The following is a 16317-nucleotide window of genomic DNA, read 5'->3' on the forward strand; positions in this document are numbered from 1 at the left end:
ATCTGCCCGCCGTGCCGGGCAGCCGCATCCGAAGCGGGAACACGTGCTGCCGGTTGTGCTCTAGCGCCGCCGGCGCCGAGTTTCAAAGCCAAAGACGCGGGCCGGCCCCCGACGGCGCACAGTTTTCGCGGGCCCGGGCAGACCTGCGCCCGGGCGGGCCGGAGCGCCACCGGACGGCGCGGGGGTCACTTCGTCCCGGCGGGGAATCGTCAAGGTTCCGGCGCCTCAGCGCGCCGGTGATCGAGAACGCCCGCGAGGTCGGGCAGGTCACGCTGATCGCCGCCGCCGCCGACCGCCCGATCGAGGTCGTGCGCAAAGCCGGGCTCGCGGCGGCCCTCGAGGCGCGTGTCGCCGTGACGGCGGGGGCCCCTGAGGGCGGGGCCCTCCCGGGGCGGCGCCGAACCCCACCGGACCCTCCGGGCCCGCGGCCGTGAACCCGCCCGCGGCTTCCCGCGTTAGCCCGCGGCGCCGGCACGGCCACGCTCGCCGGCCCGGGATGCCGCCGGCCGCGCCGGCCTGCCTGCGCATCGCCACCGAGGGAGCGGCCCCATGGCCCACGAGAGCAACGGCGCCATCTACACTGCCGCGGGCGCCAACCTCGCCATCGCGGTGGCCAAGTTCGCCGGCAGCGCCCTCACGGGCAGCAGCGCCATGCTGGCCGAGGGCGTGCACTCGGTGGTCGACACCGCCAACCAGCTCCTGCTCCTCGTGGGCCTGAAGAAGGCGAGGAAGCCGGCCGATGCCCGCCATCCCTTCGGTTACGGCCGCGAGGTCTACTTCTACGCCTTCCTGGTGGCGCTGCTGATCTTCCTCGGCGGCGGCGCCTTCGCGATCTACGAGGGCTGGCACAAGATCGGGCATCCCGAGCGCGCCGTCGACGCGGTGATCCTCGGGCGCACGATCCCGGGCTTCTGGATCAACCTCGCCATCCTGGGCTTCTCGGTCGCGGCCGAGGGCTATTCCTGCGCCGTGGCCCTGCGGGCGTTCTGGGGCGAGAAAGGGCCGCTGCCGCCGATCACCGCGATCCGGCGCAGCAAGGATCCGGCCCTGTTCACCGTGCTGGTCGAGGACGTGGCGGCCCTGCTCGGGCTCGTGGTGGCGGTCGCGGGCGTCGTCCTGGCGGAGGTGCTGGACCGGCCCTCCCTCGACGGCTGGGCCTCGATCGTCATCGGGTTGATCCTGATCGGGATGGCGGCGTTCCTGATGATCGAGACCCACGGCCTCCTCATCGGCGAGGCGGCGGAGCCGGACCTCGTCGCGGCGATCCGGGACATCGTGCGCACCGAGCCCGCGGTGCGCCACGTCAACGAGGTCCTGACCCAGCACCTCGGACCCAAGGACGTGCTCGTCAACATCAGTCTCGACCTCGACGACGCGATGCGCGCCGGAGAGATCGAGAAGCTGGTGGACAGGTTGGACGCCAGGATGCGCGAGGCCAGCCCCAAGGTCACGCGGGTCTTCGTCGAGATCCAGTCCCGCGTGCCCGCGCGGACCGACGATCGCCTGCCGAGCGGCGCCCTTCCGGTCGACTGACGCCGGCGCCGCTCCAGAGACCAGGCGCGGCCCCGCCCGGGCGCCGCGCAATCGAACCCGGGAGCCGGGGGCCGCGCGGCACAGCGTCAGGCCGCCGCTTCGATCGCGCACATCGACCGGGCAGGTTTTCCTAAGTGTAGGAAGCAATACCTGTAAATTTACGGATATGTTTATGCAATTTTGGGCGTTGTTTTCAGAATGACTGCAACCCTAGGTGTATACAACACGTTACGCAGTCGATGAAATCCACAGAAACTACGTATTACGATCACGGTTGCTGCTGAGGCGAGCTTGCAGAGCAGGCATTAACCCGTCAACAAGACTGGGTATCGCGCGGTGGCCCGCCACCAGTTCGGGCGGTCGCGCCAAGAAGAAGATCGAGAGGCGGCCCAGAACGATGGTCACGGAGCCGGCTCCCGCGTCAGCAACACTCGCCAATCGGAAATGATATGATGTCAGACGTGGAAAGTCAGGATCAGGACACAGGCACCCTCGTCGCGCTGACGGCCGACATCGTGTCGGCCTACGTGTCGAAGAACTCCGTGCCGGTGGGCGAGCTCGCGGGCCTCCTGGGATCGGTTCACGCCGCCCTCCAGAACCTCAACAACCCGCCCCCTCCCGAGCCCGAGAAGCTCACGCCGCCGGTCCCGATCCGCAAGACGGTCACGCCGGACCACATCATCAGCCTCGAGGACGGCAAGCCCTACAAGTCGCTCAAGCGCCACCTCACCACCCGCGGGCTCACCCCCGAGCAGTACCGCCAGAAATGGGGCCTGCCGCACGACTACCCGATGGTGGCGGCGAACTACGCGGCGCAACGCAGCGAACTCGCCAAGAGCATCGGCCTCGGCCAGCAGCGCAAGAACCGCGGCCGCAAGGGCTGAGCGGGCAGGAACCCCCGGGCCGTCGCCCGGGGAGCGGGCCCGGCGCCGTCGCGACCGCGCCGACCGGGAGGGGCGTGAGCAGGCGCGCGGAGCCGGGCCGTCAGTCCGCCGCCAGGCGCCGCATCGTCGCCTCGTCCGGGACGCCGCCGTAGTAGCGGTCGAGGGCGTCCCGGAACCCGGAGCCGCCGGGATGGGCGGCCGCGAACAGCGTCATCGAGGAGTGGAATTTCAGGTCGTCCGGGCTGCCGAAGAGGGCGTGGGCGGACCGCGCCGCGCTCTCGGTGACGAGCCGCGTCAGCTCGGCGAGGCGGGGCCCGAGCACGGGGTGCGCCAGGTAGGCCTGCGCCTCGGCCAGGGACGCGATGGCGTAGCGCTGCGCCATGGCGCTGTGGCCGAGGCCCCTCAGCTGCGGGAAGACGAACCACATCCAGTGGCTGCGCTTGCGGCCCTCGCCCAGCTCCTGGCGGACCTGCGCCAGGACGGGATCCTGGGCCTGCACGAAGCGGTCGAGATCGAAGGCGTCCGACATCCCGGGAGGCTACACCCGGGAAGCCCGCCCGGAAAGGACGGCCGCGGCCCGGGCCCGCGCCGCGGCCCGGCGAGGGGGGCAGGCCCTCAGGGCAGGGCCAGGCCCTCAGGGCAGGGCCGGGACCTTGACGCTGAACTTCACCTCCCGCAGGGCGAAGTTCGAGTGGATCTGCTGCACCGCCGGGCACGAGAACACCGCCTCCTGGAGGAAGCGCTCGTAGTGCTGCGCGTCGCGGACCACGACGCGCAGCAGGTAATCCGCCTGCCCGGTGGTCGAGAAGCATTCGAGCACCTCCGGCCGGCGGCTGATCGAGCGCTCGAAATCGGCGACGCCGTCCCGGTCGTGCTTGATCAGCGTGACGTGGGCGAAGACGCACTGGCCGAAGCCGAGTGCCGCCGGATCGGCGAGCGCGACGTAGCCCCGGATGACGCCCCGTTCCTCCAGCGCCTTCAGCCGGCGCCAGGTCGGCGAGGTCGAGAGGCCGATGCGCTGCGACAGGTCCTGGACCGACAGGCGGGCGTCGTCCTGGAGCGCGTCGAGGATCGCCCGCTCGAAGCGGTCCAGCGTCTCCCCGCCTTGAGGCATGATTCCGTCCCGGTCCGGCCGCGTCGAGGGCGATCCATACCGCGCTCCCGCGGTTCCGGGAAGCAAAGAGGCAGGTTTTGCCCCGCGGCCGGGCATAGCCTGACGGCCAGGAGAGGACCTGCCCGATGCCCGAGATCGACGTCGCCTACCGCCTCGACGACCGCTTCGCGCGGGAGGCCGGCCGGGTCTACCTGACGGGCACGCAGGCGCTGGTGCGGCTGGTGCTGGAGCAGGCGGCCCTCGACCGCCGCGACGGGCACGCCACCGCGGGCTTCGTCACGGGCTATCGCGGCTCGCCCCTCGGCGCCGTCGACCAGGAGATGTGGCGCGCCCGCACGCGGCTCGAGGCCGCCGGCATCCGCTTCCAGCCCGCGATCAACGAGGATCTCGCGGCGACGGCGCTCCTCGGCACGCAGCGGGTCGGGATCGACCCGAACGCCACCGTGGAGGGCGTGTTCGGCCTCTGGTACGGCAAGGGACCGGGCGTCGACCGCTCCGGCGACGCGATCCGGCACGGCAACGCCTACGGGGCGAGCCCGAAGGGCGGCGTGCTGGTGGTGGCCGGCGACGATCACGGCTGCGTCTCGTCGTCGATGTCCCACCAGAGCGACCTCGCCCTGATGGCCTGGCACCTGCCGGTGATCCATCCGGCGAGCATCGCCGAGTACGTCGCCTTCGGGCTCTGGGGCTTCGCCGCCTCCCGGGCCTCCGGCGCCTGGGTCGGCTTCAAGGCGATCTCGGAGGTGGTGGAGGGCGCGGCCTCCGTCGCGCTCGCGCCGCCGCCGGTCTTCGCGGCGCCGGACCTCGCGCCGCCGCCCGGCGGCCTGCACATCCGCTGGCCCGACCTGCCGGGCATGGACCTCGAGGCGCGGGCCATGGCGAAGCTCGAGGCGGTGCGGGCCTTCGCGCGGGCGAACCCCCTCGACCGGCTGGTGGTGGCGCCCGAGCGGCCCCGGCTCCTCCTCGTCACGGTGGGCAAGGCCCACGGCGACGCCATGGAGGCCCTGCGGCGCCTCGGCTACGACGCGCCGGCCCTCGCGGCCGCCGGGGTCGCGGTCCTGAAGGTCGGCCTCGTCTACCCCCTCGACGTCGCGGGCCTGTCGGCGCTCGCGGCCGGCGTCGAGACGGTGCTGGTCGTCGAGGAGAAGGCCGGCCTCGTCGAGCGCCAGCTCAAGGACGCGCTCTACAACCTCCCGGCCGGGCGCCGGCCGACGATCGTCGGCAAGCGCGACGAGACCGGTGCCCCGCTGGTGCCCGAGGTGGACGAACTGCGCCCCTCGCGCCTCGCCGGGCTGCTCGCCGCGCGCCTGCGGCGCCTCGGGCTCGCGGCGACCGAGCCGGCCGCCCCGGCGCCGCCCGGGCCGCCGGCCCCCGGCCTGCCCGTGCGCACGCCCTACTTCTGCTCGGGCTGCCCGCACAACACCTCGACCCGGGTGCCGGAGGGGTCGCAGGCGCGCGCCGGCATCGGCTGCCACTTCATGGCGAACTGGATGGAGCGCGACACCACCGGCATCGTGCCGATGGGCGGGGAGGGCGTCGACTGGACCGGCCAGGCGCCGTTCACCCGGCAGGCCCACGTGTTCCAGAACCTCGGCGACGGCACCTACTTCCATTCCGGCCACGTGGCGATCCGGCAGGCGGTCGCGAGCGGCGCCAGCATCACCTACAAGATCCTCTACAACGACGCCGTGGCGATGACCGGGGGGCAGCCCGTCGACGGCGCCCTGAGCGTGCCGCAGATCACCCGGCTCGTCGCCGGCGAGGGGGTGCGCCGCGTCGTCGTGGTGTCGGAGGATCCCGCGCGGGTCGCGGCGGCGGCGCGCCGCGACCCGCTCGCCCCCGGCGTGACCCTGCACCACCGCGACGACCTCGACGCGGTCCAGCGCGAGCTGCGCGAGATCCCGGGCGTCACGGTGCTGATCTACGACCAGACCTGCGCCACGGAGGCGCGCCGGCGCCGCAAGCGCGGCCGCGCGCCGGCGCCGACGCGGCGCGTGGTGATCAACGACCTCGTCTGCGAGGGCTGCGGCGACTGCCAGGCGAAGTCGAACTGCCTCTCGGTCGTGCCGCTCGAGACCGAGTTCGGCCGCAAGCGCACCGTCGACCAGTCCTCCTGCAACGTCGATCTCTCCTGCCTCAAGGGCTTCTGCCCGTCCTTCGTCACCCTGGAGGGCGCCGCGCCGCGCCGCCGCCCCGGCGTCGACCTCGCCCCGGCCGAGGTCCTGGCGCGGGCCGGCGGGCTGGCGCAGCCGGAGGCCCGCCTCGGGCCGGAGCCCTACGAGATCCTCGTGGCGGGGGTCGGCGGCACCGGGATCGTCACGGTCGGCGCCCTCGTCACCATGGCGGCCCACCTCGAGGGACGGGGCGCCAGCGTCCTCGACTTCATGGGCTTTGCCCAGAAGGGCGGGCAGGTCCTGTCCTTCGTGCGCCTCGCCGCCGAGCCGGAGGCCCTGCACCAGGTCCGGATCGACCGCGGCCGGGCCGACGCGGTCCTGGCCTGCGACCTCGTCGTGGCGGCGAGCCGCGATGCCGGCGCGGTGATCGATCCCGCCCGCACCCGGATCGTCGCCAACACCCACGAGATCCCGACCGGCGCGACCCTGCGCGACCCCGGCGCGCGGGTCGACACCCGGATGCTCGCGGGCCTCCTCGCCCGCCGCGTCGGCCCGGACGCCCTGCGCTGCCTCGACGCCCAGGCCTCGGCCGAGCGGCTCCTCGGCGACGCGCAGGGCGCCAACGTGCTGCTCCTCGGCTACGCCTGGCAGTGCGGCCTCGTGCCGGTCTCCCTCGCCGCCCTGGAGCAGGCTCTGCGCCTCAACGGCGTCGCGGTCGAGGCCAACCGGCTGGCGCTCGCCTGGGGCCGGCTGCTCGCGGCCGATCCGGGCTTCGTCGAGAGCCACCTCGCGGCGCCGGAGCGCCCCGCCCCGGCCGAGACCCTCGAGGCCCTCGTCGCCCGCCGGGCCGAGTTCCTCACCGCCTACCAGGACGCGCGCTACGCGCAGCGCTACCGGGTGCGGGTCGAGGCCGTGCGCCGGGCCGAACGGGCCGCCCACGGCACCGCGGTCCTGGCCGAGGCCGTGGCCCGCAGCCTGTTCAAGCTGATGGCGGTCAAGGACGAGTACGAGGTCGCCCGGCTCCACGCCGACCCGGCCTTCCACGCCCGCCTCGCCCGCGAGTTCGAGGGCGCGGTCCGCCCGACCTTCCACCTCGCGCCCCCGCTGCTCGCCCGGACCCGCCCGGGCGAGAGCGAGCCGCGCAAGCGGGCGTTCGGGCCCTGGCTGCTCCCGGTCCTGCGCGGCCTCGCGGCCCTGCGGGGGCTGCGCGGCACCGCCCTCGATCCCCTGCGGCTGAGCGCGGAGCGGCGGGCGGAGCGGGCCCTGCTCGACCGCTACGAGGGCCAGATCGACGCCGCCCTGGGGCTCCTCGGGACGGCCGATCCCGGCCTCCTGCGCGCGCTCCTCGCCGCCCCCCAGGAGATCCGCGGCTTCGGGCCGGTGAAGGCCAGGGCGATGGCGGCCTGGGCGGCGCGCACCGAGGAACTGCTCGCGGCGGCGCGGGCGGGGAACGACCCGGCGCCGGTCCTGTCGCGGGCGGGCTGACGCCGCGGGCCCGGGCGCCGCCGGGCCGCGCGCGGCCTCGGCGTCGATCCGCCGCGGCAGTTTCGTCTTTTCAGGAATTCCTGAAAAGACGAAACTGCCCGGCGATCAGGTCCCACAGAGGGCGGCCATGCTGTCAAACCTCGACGCGCTGCTTCTTGCCCGAATCCAGTTCGGTTTCACGGTGGCGTTCCACATCATCTTCCCGGCCTTCTCGATCGGGCTGGCGAGCTACCTCGCGGTGCTCGAGGGCCTCTGGCTCGCCACGGGCCGGGCGGTCTACCTCGACCTGTTCAAGTACTGGATCAAGATCTTCGCCGTCGCCTTCGCGATGGGCGTCGTCTCCGGCCTCGTGATGTCGTACCAGTTCGGCACCAACTGGTCGGTGTTCTCCGACAAGGCCGGCCCGGTGCTCGGGCCGATGATGGCCTACGAGGTGCTCTCGGCGTTCTTCCTCGAGGCCGGCTTCCTCGGCGTGATGCTGTTCGGGATGCGCAAGGTCGGGCCGCGCCTGCACTTCCTGGCGACGCTCGCCGTCGCGGCCGGGACCTTCTTCTCGGCCTTCTGGATCCTGTCGGTGAATTCCTGGATGCACACGCCCCAGGGCTACGGCACCAACGCGCAGGGCCAGTTCGTGCCGGAGGACTGGTGGGCGATCGTGTTCAACCCGTCCTTCCCCTACCGCCTCGTCCACATGGTGCTGGCCGCCTACCTGACGACGGCCCTGGTGGTGGGCGCCGTCGGGGCCTGGCACCTGCTGCGCGACCGCCGGCGCGCGGTCGGCGGCGCGACCGAGGGCGCCCGCACGATGTTCTCGATGGCGATGTGGATGGCCGCCCTGGTGGCGCCGGTCCAGATCCTCGCCGGCGACGCCCACGGGCTCAACACCCTGGAGCACCAGCCGGCCAAGGTGATGGCCATGGAGGGCCACTTCGCGAGCCACCCGGACGGCGCGCCCCTCGTCCTGTTCGGCTGGCCCGACGAGGCCGCCGGCACCGTCCGGTACGCCGTCGAGATCCCGAAACTGTCCTCGCTGATCCTCAAGCACGGCCTGAACGAGCCCATGAAGGGCCTCGACACCGTGCCGCGGGCGAACTGGCCGCCGGTGCCGGTGGTGTTCTGGTCGTTCCGGGTGATGGTCGGGCTCGGCTTCACCATCCTGCTCCTCGGGCTGGTGAGCCTGTGGGCCCGCCTGAAGGGACGGCTCTACGAGTGGCCGGCCCTCCACCGCTTCGCCCTGGCGATGGGCCCGGCCGGCTTCGTGGCGGTGCTGGCGGGATGGATCACCACCGAGGTCGGCCGCCAGCCCTTCACGGTCTACGGCCTGCTGCGGACGGCCGAGTCGGCCTCGCCGCTCTCGGCCCCGGCCGTCGCCTCCTCGCTGGTGGCGTTCGTGGTGATCTACTTCGCGGTGTTCGCCATGGGGGTGCTCTACATCCTGCGCCTGATGAGCAAGCCCCCGCATATCGGCGAGCACGGCGTCGAATCCGGCCGGCCGATCCGCACCGCCGGCATCACCCCGGCGCCCGCGGTCGATCCGGGTCGCGCCATGCAGCCGGCCGAGTGAGGACAGCATGATCGAGACCCTCGACCTCACCGTGGTGTGGGCCTTCGTGATCGCCTTCGCGGTCTTCGCCTACATCGTGATGGACGGCTTCGACCTCGGCATCGGCATCCTGTTCCCGGCCTTCCGGCCGGGGGAGGAGCGCGACACCGCCATGAACTCCGTGGCGCCGGTCTGGGACGGCAACGAGACCTGGCTGGTGCTCGGCGGGGGAGGGCTGTTCGCCGCCTTCCCGCTCGCCTACGCGATCATCCTGCCGGCCCTGTACGCGCCGATCATCGCCATGCTCCTCGGCCTGATCTTCCGCGGCGTCGCCTTCGAGTTCCGCTGGCGCGATCCCCGCCACCGGGCCCTGTGGGACGTCGCCTTCACGGGCGGCTCGCTGGTCGCGGCCCTGGCGCAGGGCATCGCCCTCGGGGCGCTGCTCCAGGGCATCCGGGTCGAGGGCCGGGCCTACGCGGGGGGCTGGTGGGACTGGCTCTCGCCCTTCAGCCTCCTCGTGGGCGTCGGCCTCGTCTGCGGCTACGCGCTGCTCGGCGCCACCTGGCTCGTCATGCGCACGGAGGGCCCGCTGCACGCGCGCGCCCGCACGCTGGCCCTCTGGCTCGGCGGCGCCACCGTCCTGGCGATCGCGGCGGTGAGCGCGGCGACGCCGTTCCTCGAGGGCAAGTACTGGCAGCGCTGGTTCGCCATGCCGGGCGTGCTGCTGACCGCGCAGGTGCCGATCCTGGTGGCGCTCGCGACCTTCGGGTTCTTCCGCCTGCTCCGGGGCGGGGCCGAGCGGGCGCCGTTCCTCATCGCCCTCGGGCTGTTCCTGCTCTCGTTCGTGGGGCTCGGCATCAGCATCTTCCCGGACATCGTGCCCGGGCGGGTGACGATCTGGGAGGCGGCCTCGCCGCGCTCGAGCCAGATCTTCATGCTGGTCGGGGCCGCATTCCTGATCCCGATCATCCTGGCCTACACCGCGTACTCCTACTGGGTGTTCCGCGGGAAGGTCGACGCGGCGGGCTACCACTGATGGCCGCACCTCCCGCCGGGCGGGAACCCCTGTGGCGGCGGCTCGCCTGGTTCGCGGCCCTGTACGGCGGCAGCGTGCTGGGGCTCGGCGTCGTCTCCCTGCTGCTGCGCGCCTGGCTCCGGGCCGGCTGACGACGAGGACCTCAACACGTGCAGCTTCCACCCCTCGTCCAGACCTTCGTGCTCCACTTCGGGGAGATGGGCTCGCGCTGGGGCATCAACCGCACGGTCGGGCAGATCTACGCCCTGCTGTTCGTCTCCGACCGGGCGCTGAACGCCGACGAGATCGTGGAGCGGCTCGGGCTGTCGCGCTCGAACGTCAGCATGGGTCTGAAGGAGCTCCAGGCCTGGAACCTCGTGCGCCTCCAGCACGTGCCGGGGGACCGGCGCGACTACTTCTCGACGCCCGACGACATCTGGCAGATCGTCCGCACCCTGGTGGAGGAGCGCAAGAAGCGCGAGGTCGACCCGACCCTGACCATGCTGCGCGAGATCCTGATGCAGGAGCCCCGGACCGAGGAGGAGCGGCACGCGCAAGACCGCCTGCGGGAGATGCACGACCTGTTCGAGCTCTTCTCCGGCTGGTACTCGGACGTGCAGCGCCTCGAGACCGAGCGGCTGGTGCAACTCCTCACCCTCGGCTCCAAGGTCCAGAAGATCCTGGAGTGGAAGGACCGGGTGATGGTGGTGCCCGGCAAGCCGCGGGGCAAGGCGTCGTCCTGAGGCCGCCCGCGGGGCGCGCGCGATCCCCGAGCCCCGCCGGGCAGGGCCCACTGTTCCCACCCCCCGCCGGGCGGGGCCCGCAATCCCCAAGCCCCGCCCGCGGGGTCATTGAAACGCGTGCAGCGCAACCTCGGCTGTGGCATGGTGCGGGCGATCCCAAGAGGCTCGGACCCGATCGGGCATGACGACCCCCCACGACGCGACACCCGACCCGCTGCGCGGCCTGGCGGCCGCCGGCGAGGCAGCCCTCAACGCGGCCCTGAGCCGCCTCCCGGCCACGGAGCGCGAGGCCTACTGGGCCTCGGTCCGGCGCTGCTACAACGCGCCCTACAACGAGGCGGCGCCGAAGGCCCGCCCCGCGGGCAGGCCCGCCGGGCCGGACGTGCGGCGCGCCGGGTGAACGACGGCCCGGGCAGGGCGGGCCGTGCGCGTCCGGCCGCCTCGCCCGGCCTGCCGCTCACGCCTTGTTGGCGCGCTCGATCCCCTCGAGGATCAGGCGGTGGGCTTCGGTCTTGTCGCCCCAGCGCACGATCTTCACCCACTTGCCGGGCTCGAGATCCTTGTAGTGCTCGAAGAAGTGCTGGATCTGGTGGATCGTGATGTCGGGCAGGTCGGTGTAGTTCTCGATCCGGTCGTAGCGCTTGGTCAGGTTGCGGGACGGCACCGCGACGATCTTCTCGTCCTCGCCGGCGTTGTCCTCCATGATCAGCACGCCGACCGGGCGCACGCTCATGACCGCGCCCGGCACGATGGCGCGGGTGTTGGCGATCAGCACGTCGCACGGGTCGCCGTCGCCCGACAGGGTGTGGGGAATGAAGCCGTAGTTCCCCGGGTAGTGCATCGCCGTGTAGAGGAAGCGGTCGACGATCAGCGTGCCGGCTTCCTTGTCCATCTCGTACTTGATCGGCTCGCCGCCGACCGGGACCTCGATGACGACGTTGACGTCGTCGGGCGGGTTCTTGCCGATGGAGATGGCGTCGAGGCGCATGATACGAGACTCCGCTCAAGGGCGCAGCGCCCCTGCTTGGCGGCGTCCATAGAGTTCCGCGGGCGCCGGCACAAGCACGGCAATGCCACGATGGCGGCCCCCGCGGGCCAAGGCGCCCGGGGCCCCGCGGTCAGCCGAACAGGTAGGCGACCTTGGCGAGGTTGGCGCCGGCGATCCGGTCCGTCGCCTCGGCGATGGCGCGGCCCCCCAGGCGCTCGTAGAAGTCCCGGGCCCGGCCGTTCTCGGCGAGCGACCACACCGCCACCCGGTTGACGTCGCGGTCGGCGAAGTCGTTGCGCACGGCCCTGAACAGGCGCGTCCCGTAGCCAAGGCCCTGGTAGGTCGGCGCGAGGTAGATCTCGTCGATCTCGCCGTCGGCCCTCAGGGCCCGGTCGCGGCAGCGGCCGTAGGAGACGTAGCCGACCACGGCCTCGCCCACCTCGAGCACCACGAGGGGCCGGTTGCGCCCCACCGTCGAGCGCCACCAGCGCGGCCCGCGCCGGGCCAGCATCCGGTCGAGGGCGACGCCCGGGATGATGCCCTGGTAGGCCTCGCGCCAGGCGGCGTCGAAGACCTCCGACAGCGTCCCGGCATCCTGCTCGCGGGCCCTGCGGATGCTGACGACCTGTGTGCTCACGGCCACCCCCCGAACCTTCACCGACGGATCATCCCCTGAGGATGCGGGAGATGACCCAGCAAGCGCAATGCCAGGCTTGTGCGCCGGCTCACATCCCGCCCCGTCGTTGCGGAGGCGCCACGCGGCTGGTAGAGCGGCGGGGTCCCGCCGCGGCCGGTCCGATCGTCTCGGCGCCGCCGCCGAGGCTCCGTTCCTGGCCAGACCGCGTGCTCAACCGCTTCCTTCCGCCCGAGACCCGCTACGCCCGGCGCATGGCCCGCATCGCCCGCTGGGAGAAGCCGATCGTCGGCCCCGGCGGCCGGGTCCGCGCCTGGGCCAACATGCTGCTCGTCGATCACGGCGTCTTCCGGCTCGCCTACCTCAACCGGCACCAGGTCGGGCGGGGCGGGCTGTGGCGCTCGGCCCAGCCGGCGCCGCACGACCTGGCCTGGTTCCGGCGCCGGGGCGTGCGCACCGTGATCTCCCTGCGGGGCGGGCGCGAGCACGGCTCGTGGCAGCTCCAGCGCGAGGCCTGCGAGCGGGAGGGGCTCGCCCTCGTCGAGTTCGTGGTGCGCTCCCGCGAGGCGCCGGACCGCGCGACCCTGCTCGCCGCCCGCGACTTCTTCGCCGGGATCGCCTACCCGGCGGTGCTGCACTGCAAGTCGGGCGCCGACCGGGCGGGGTTCGCGGCGGCCCTCTACCTGATCCTGCACGAGGGACGGCCCGTCCGCGAGGCGGCCCGGCAGCTCTCGCCGCGCTTCGGCCATTTCCGCTTCGCCAAGACCGGCATCCTCGACGCGTTCTTCGAGCGCTACCTCGCGGAGGGCGAGGCGCGGGGGCTCGGGTTCCTCGACTGGATCGAGCGCGTCTACGACCCCGACGCGCTGCGGCGCGACTTCCGCGCCGGGTTCTGGTCCGACGTCGTGGTGGACCGCCTGCTGCGCCGGGAGTGACCCGGCCGCGGCGCGGGCCGGTTCCGCGCGGTCCGCCGGGCCGGGCACGCCGCCGGCGCCCACTGCCCGGCAGGTCACCCCGAACCAGCCGCCCCGCAGGCTTGAGGCGAGGAAGCGCCGCCGCGCCCGGCGCCGCCTGGACGGCGCCGGGAGCGGCTTTCAGGGCGCGGCCGCCACGGCGGCCTGCGCGTCGCGGTCGTCGCTGAGCTGGATCCGGTGCAGGCGGGCGTAGGGTCCGCCCCGGGCGATCAGCGCCGCGTGGGTGCCGGTCTCGACCACGCGGCCGGCCTCGAGCGTCACGATCAGGTCGGCGTCGCGCACGGTCGAGAGGCGGTGCGCGATCACCAGGGTGGTGCGGCCCCGCATCAACCGGGTCAGGGCCGCCTGCACGAGCTGCTCGGACTCGGCGTCGAGGGCCGAGGTGGCCTCGTCGAGGAGCAGGATCGGCGCGTCGCGCAGGAAGGCGCGGGCGAGGGCGATGCGCTGGCGCTCGCCCCCCGAGAGCCGCCCGCCGCCGGGCCCGACCCGGAAGCCGTAGCCCTCGGGGCGGGCCGTGACGAAGCCGTGCGCGGCGGCCGCGCGCGCCGCCGCCTCGATGTCCGCCTGCGTGGCGCCCTCGCGCCCGAAGGCGATGTTCTGCGCGATCGTGTCGTCGAACAGGACCACGTCCTGCGACACCACCGCGACCGCCCGGCGCAGGGAGGCGAGGGTCACGTCGCGCACGTCCCGGCCGTCGACGAGGACCCGGCCCTCCGTGACGTCGTAGAGGCGCGGCACCAGGGAGAGCAGGGTCGACTTGCCCGACCCTGAGCGGCCCACGAGGGCGGTCGTGCGCCCGGCCGGCACCGTCAGGTCGATGCCCTCGAGCGCCGGCGAGGCGTCGCTGTAGCGGAAGCGCACGCCCTCGAACCGGACCTCGCCGCCCGCGACCCGCAGCGCCCCGGCGCCCGGGGCCTCGCGGATCTGCGGGGCCTCGTCCATGAGCGCGAGGGTGCGGGCGAGGGCCGCCATGGCCTCCTGCAGGATGGCGTTGAGGTTGCCCAGCGCCCGCGCCGGCTGGGCGGCGAAGAGCAGGGCCGCGACGTAGCCGGTGAAGTCGCCGACCGTCTTCTCGCCCGACAGGATGCGGTGGCCGATGAACGCGAGCACGCCCGCCACCGCGAAGCCGCCGCCCACCTCCAGCAGCGGGTCGAGACGGCCGCGGGCGTTGGCGGCCTTCATCTTGAGGCGGCGCACCTCGTCGAGGGCCGCGGCGGTGCGGCCCTTGAGGTAGCCCTCGAGCCCGTAGGTCTTGGCAACCCGGGCGCCCGCGAGACTCTCGCTGATCAGGCTCGCGGTGGCGCCGACCTGCTCCTGCGTCGAGGTCGAGACCCGGCGCAGCTTCTTGCCGATCCGGGCGATCGGCTGGGCGATGAACGGCACCGTCACGGCCGCCACCAGGGTCAGCCACGGGTCCATCCACAGCATCGCGGCGACGAGGGCGAGGAGCATCGCGATGTCGCGCAGGAGAACGGTCGAGATGCGGGTGAGGGCCTCCTTGATGAAGGCGAAGTCGGTCGTGAAGCGCTGGGTCAGGCTCGCCGGGCTCTCGCGGCCGAGCTGGGCGAGGTCGGCGTCGATCAGGTGGCCGTAGAGCGCCGCCTGCATGTCGGCCTCGATCCGCGTCACCACCCGGTTGGTCAGCACCGTCTGGGCGAAGAGCGCGAAGCCCCGCACGGAGGTGAGCGCGACGACGAGGACCGGCCCGTACGCCAGTGCGGCGGCGTCCTTGGCGTCGAAGGCGTCGAAGGCGCCCTTGATCAGGGCCGGGTAGAAGCCGGTGGCGCCCCCCACCACCGCGATCAGCACCAGCACCACCGCGAGCGTGGCGGCGTGCGGGCGCAGCCAGTCGCGCCAGAGCCGAAGCAGGAGGGGGAGCGTGTCACCCCGGATGCGCGCGCGCCGCGCCATGTGGCCGTTCCCATGATCCGCGATCGGTCGCGCTAGCACGCGCTCCCCGGAGCGGCAACGCTCGCCGCGGCGCGGCCGGCCTGCGCGGGCCGGGAGCCGGGCGCGATCCCGGCGGGGCAAAAGGGGCCCCGCGCCGCGCCCGCCGGCTCAGTGCCAGCCCTGCCCGAAGCGCCCCGACGAGTGCATCAGGGTGTGGCCGCAATCGAGGCAGAGGTAGCGCGTCTCGACGCCGCCGCCGAAGGCCTCGATCACGGGCGTCGAGGCGACCACCATCAGGCGCGCGTGCGGCCGGTCCTGCCAGTGCGCCCGCATCTGCCCGTGGCAGGCCCGGCAGGCCGCGTCGTCGGCGCTCATGAAGGGCGGCCCGGACCGGGCGAGTGGTTCGCGCTGCGCCATGCGGCTGCCTCGTGCGGCGGCCCGCACCCGAGGCGCGATGGTGACCCGCTCCCGGCGGGAGCGTCAACCCCGGCCGGGGCGCGCCGCACGATCCGGCCGGGGGATCCCGGTCGCCGCGGCCGGCGCCGGGCCGGCCCGGCGGGCCGCTCAAAACCCCGTCAGGTCTTGCGGCAACATTGTGCAGTCGAGCCCGCTCTTTCGCCACGCGCCCGGCACTCGGAACTGCCATGCTCGGGGCTCTTCATCGCTGGAGCCGGGGCCCGGACGAGCATGGGCGCGCTCCCCGCCGCGAGGAGCGACCCGTGCCGGTGCCGATCGAAGCCGAGCCCGCCTCCCTGAGCGTCGACCTCGCCGCGACGGCGCTGATCATCATCGACATGCAGCGCGACTTCCTGGAGCCGGGCGGGTTCGGCGAGACGCTCGGCAACGACGTCTCGCGCCTCGCCGCGGCGGTGCCGCCCTGCCGCGCCGTGCTCGACGCCGCGCGGGCGGCCGGGCTCCTCGTCATCCACACCCGCGAGGGGCACAGGCCCGACCTGTCGGACGCGCCGCCGGCGAAGCTGGAGCGCGGCGCGCCGACGGCCCGCATCGGCGCGCCCGGCCCGATGGGCCGCATCCTGATCCGCGGCGAGCCCGGCCACGCCATCGTGCCGGCGCTCGCGCCGCGCCCCGGCGAGCCGGTGATCGACAAGCCCGGCAAGGGCGCGTTCTACGCCACCGGGCTCGGCCCGCTCCTGTCGGCCCGCGGCATCACGACCCTGATGGTCTGCGGCGTCACCACCGAGGTCTGCGTCCACACCACGGTGCGGGAGGCCAACGACCGCGGCTACCGCTGCGTCGTGCTCGCCGACGCCTGCGCCTCGTACATCCCGGAATTCCACGAAGCCGGCCTCGCCATGATCACGGCCCAGGGCGGCATCTTCGGCTGGGTCGCGAGCAGCGCCGCCGCCGTGGCGGCCCTGCGGGCCGGGGCCTGATCAGGG

16 protein-coding genes are annotated in these 16317 nt (G+C 73.5%); 10 read left to right on the forward strand and 6 right to left on the reverse strand.

Going from position 1 to position 16317, the window contains the following annotated elements; all coding sequences use genetic code 11:
* The first annotated feature begins 549 nt into the window (after positions 1–549).
* Positions 550–1533, forward strand: a complete 984-nt coding sequence (locus tag DT057_RS08305) for a cation diffusion facilitator family transporter (RefSeq protein ID WP_128561616.1) — start codon at positions 550–552, stop codon at positions 1531–1533.
* Between the two features lie 452 nt (positions 1534–1985).
* Entirely contained in the window at positions 1986–2417 is a 432-nt protein-coding gene (locus DT057_RS08310; protein ID WP_128561644.1) for a Ros/MucR family transcriptional regulator, read from the forward strand.
* 100 nt (positions 2418–2517) lie between these two features.
* Here the strand turns inward: DT057_RS08310 and DT057_RS08315 are convergent, their stop codons facing one another.
* Both DT057_RS08315 and DT057_RS08320 read right to left on the reverse strand, forming a co-directional pair.
* Positions 2518–2946: a DUF1810 domain-containing protein gene (locus tag DT057_RS08315; protein WP_128561617.1), complete on the reverse strand. Its 429-nt coding sequence runs from the start codon at positions 2944–2946 to the stop codon at positions 2518–2520.
* A gap of 105 nt (positions 2947–3051) precedes the next feature.
* Positions 3052–3531 (reverse strand): Lrp/AsnC family transcriptional regulator, encoded by a 480-nt coding sequence (locus DT057_RS08320; protein WP_128561618.1) that lies wholly within the window; start codon positions 3529–3531, stop codon positions 3052–3054.
* A 125-nt stretch (positions 3532–3656) separates the two neighbouring features.
* Here DT057_RS08320 and DT057_RS08325 point away from each other — a divergent pair, with 125 nt between their 5' ends.
* The 6 genes from DT057_RS08325 to DT057_RS08355 all read left to right on the forward strand — a co-directional run bounded on the left by DT057_RS08325 (position 3657) and on the right by DT057_RS08355 (position 10831).
* On the forward strand, positions 3657–7130 hold the full coding sequence (locus DT057_RS08325; protein WP_128561619.1) for an indolepyruvate ferredoxin oxidoreductase family protein: 3474 nt from the start codon (positions 3657–3659) through the stop codon (positions 7128–7130).
* A 127-nt stretch (positions 7131–7257) separates the two neighbouring features.
* Positions 7258–8694: a cytochrome ubiquinol oxidase subunit I gene (locus DT057_RS08330; RefSeq protein WP_128561620.1), complete on the forward strand. Its 1437-nt coding sequence runs from the start codon at positions 7258–7260 to the stop codon at positions 8692–8694.
* Between the two features lie 7 nt (positions 8695–8701).
* Positions 8702–9709: a cytochrome d ubiquinol oxidase subunit II gene (gene cydB / locus DT057_RS08335; protein WP_128561621.1), complete on the forward strand. Its 1008-nt coding sequence runs from the start codon at positions 8702–8704 to the stop codon at positions 9707–9709.
* On the forward strand, positions 9709–9840 hold the full coding sequence (locus tag DT057_RS08340; RefSeq protein ID WP_128561622.1) for a DUF2474 family protein: 132 nt from the start codon (positions 9709–9711) through the stop codon (positions 9838–9840). The genes cydB and DT057_RS08340 overlap by 1 nt, the downstream gene beginning before the upstream one ends.
* 18 nt (positions 9841–9858) lie before the next feature.
* A complete protein-coding gene (locus DT057_RS08345) occupies positions 9859–10431 on the forward strand; it encodes a GbsR/MarR family transcriptional regulator (protein ID WP_128561623.1) in 573 nt (190 codons plus the stop codon).
* A gap of 181 nt (positions 10432–10612) precedes the next feature.
* Positions 10613–10831, forward strand: coding sequence for a hypothetical protein (locus tag DT057_RS08355; RefSeq protein ID WP_128561625.1), 219 nt, complete (start codon positions 10613–10615; stop codon positions 10829–10831).
* A 57-nt stretch (positions 10832–10888) separates the two neighbouring features.
* Here DT057_RS08355 and ppa read toward each other — a convergent pair whose 3' ends face one another.
* Both ppa and DT057_RS08365 read right to left on the reverse strand, forming a co-directional pair.
* Entirely contained in the window at positions 10889–11419 is a 531-nt protein-coding gene (gene ppa, locus DT057_RS08360; RefSeq protein WP_128561626.1) for an inorganic diphosphatase, read from the reverse strand.
* 130 nt (positions 11420–11549) lie between these two features.
* The gene (locus tag DT057_RS08365; RefSeq protein WP_128561627.1) at positions 11550–12056 is read right to left on the reverse strand and encodes a GNAT family N-acetyltransferase; all 507 of its coding nucleotides are present in this window, start codon (positions 12054–12056) and stop codon (positions 11550–11552) included.
* A 206-nt stretch (positions 12057–12262) separates the two neighbouring features.
* Here DT057_RS08365 and DT057_RS08370 point away from each other — a divergent pair, with 206 nt between their 5' ends.
* On the forward strand, positions 12263–12988 hold the full coding sequence (locus DT057_RS08370; RefSeq protein ID WP_128561628.1) for a fused DSP-PTPase phosphatase/NAD kinase-like protein: 726 nt from the start codon (positions 12263–12265) through the stop codon (positions 12986–12988).
* Between the two features lie 159 nt (positions 12989–13147).
* On the opposite strand, the gene DT057_RS08375 is transcribed toward DT057_RS08370, so the two are convergent.
* Together DT057_RS08375 and DT057_RS08380 are read right to left on the reverse strand one after the other, a co-directional pair.
* Entirely contained in the window at positions 13148–14938 is a 1791-nt protein-coding gene (locus tag DT057_RS08375) for an ABC transporter ATP-binding protein (protein WP_128561629.1), read from the reverse strand.
* 147 nt (positions 14939–15085) lie between these two features.
* Positions 15086–15334 (reverse strand): hypothetical protein, encoded by a 249-nt coding sequence (locus DT057_RS08380; protein ID WP_238312642.1) that lies wholly within the window; start codon positions 15332–15334, stop codon positions 15086–15088.
* 302 nt (positions 15335–15636) lie between these two features.
* Between DT057_RS08380 and DT057_RS08385 the strand changes: the two genes are divergently transcribed.
* Positions 15637–16311, forward strand: a complete 675-nt coding sequence (locus DT057_RS08385) for a cysteine hydrolase family protein (RefSeq protein ID WP_238312640.1) — start codon at positions 15637–15639, stop codon at positions 16309–16311.
* Positions 16312–16317 lie beyond the last annotated feature (6 nt).

This window comes from Methylobacterium crusticola (assembly GCF_003574465.1).
Classification (GTDB): Bacteria; Pseudomonadota; Alphaproteobacteria; order Rhizobiales; family Beijerinckiaceae; genus Methylobacterium; species Methylobacterium crusticola.

Bases quoted from the DNA above. Each gene is read 5' to 3' on its own strand.
- ppa (WP_128561626.1), bottom strand. From the start codon at position 11,419: ATGCGCCTCGACGCCATCTCCATCGGCAAGAACCCGCCCGACGACGTC.
- DT057_RS08340 (WP_128561622.1), top strand. From the start codon at position 9,709: ATGGCCGCACCTCCCGCCGGGCGGGAACCCCTGTGGCGGCGGCTCGCC.
- DT057_RS08310 (WP_128561644.1), top strand. From the start codon at position 1,986: ATGTCAGACGTGGAAAGTCAGGATCAGGACACAGGCACCCTCGTCGCG.
- DT057_RS08325 (WP_128561619.1), top strand. From the start codon at position 3,657: ATGCCCGAGATCGACGTCGCCTACCGCCTCGACGACCGCTTCGCGCGG.
- DT057_RS08320 (WP_128561618.1), bottom strand. From the start codon at position 3,531: ATGCCTCAAGGCGGGGAGACGCTGGACCGCTTCGAGCGGGCGATCCTC.
- DT057_RS08380 (WP_238312642.1), bottom strand. From the start codon at position 15,334: ATGGCGCAGCGCGAACCACTCGCCCGGTCCGGGCCGCCCTTCATGAGC.
- DT057_RS08305 (WP_128561616.1), top strand. From the start codon at position 550: ATGGCCCACGAGAGCAACGGCGCCATCTACACTGCCGCGGGCGCCAAC.
- DT057_RS08315 (WP_128561617.1), bottom strand. From the start codon at position 2,946: ATGTCGGACGCCTTCGATCTCGACCGCTTCGTGCAGGCCCAGGATCCC.
- DT057_RS08375 (WP_128561629.1), bottom strand. From the start codon at position 14,938: ATGGCGCGGCGCGCGCGCATCCGGGGTGACACGCTCCCCCTCCTGCTT.
- DT057_RS08355 (WP_128561625.1), top strand. From the start codon at position 10,613: ATGACGACCCCCCACGACGCGACACCCGACCCGCTGCGCGGCCTGGCG.
- cydB (WP_128561621.1), top strand. From the start codon at position 8,702: ATGATCGAGACCCTCGACCTCACCGTGGTGTGGGCCTTCGTGATCGCC.
- DT057_RS08330 (WP_128561620.1), top strand. From the start codon at position 7,258: ATGCTGTCAAACCTCGACGCGCTGCTTCTTGCCCGAATCCAGTTCGGT.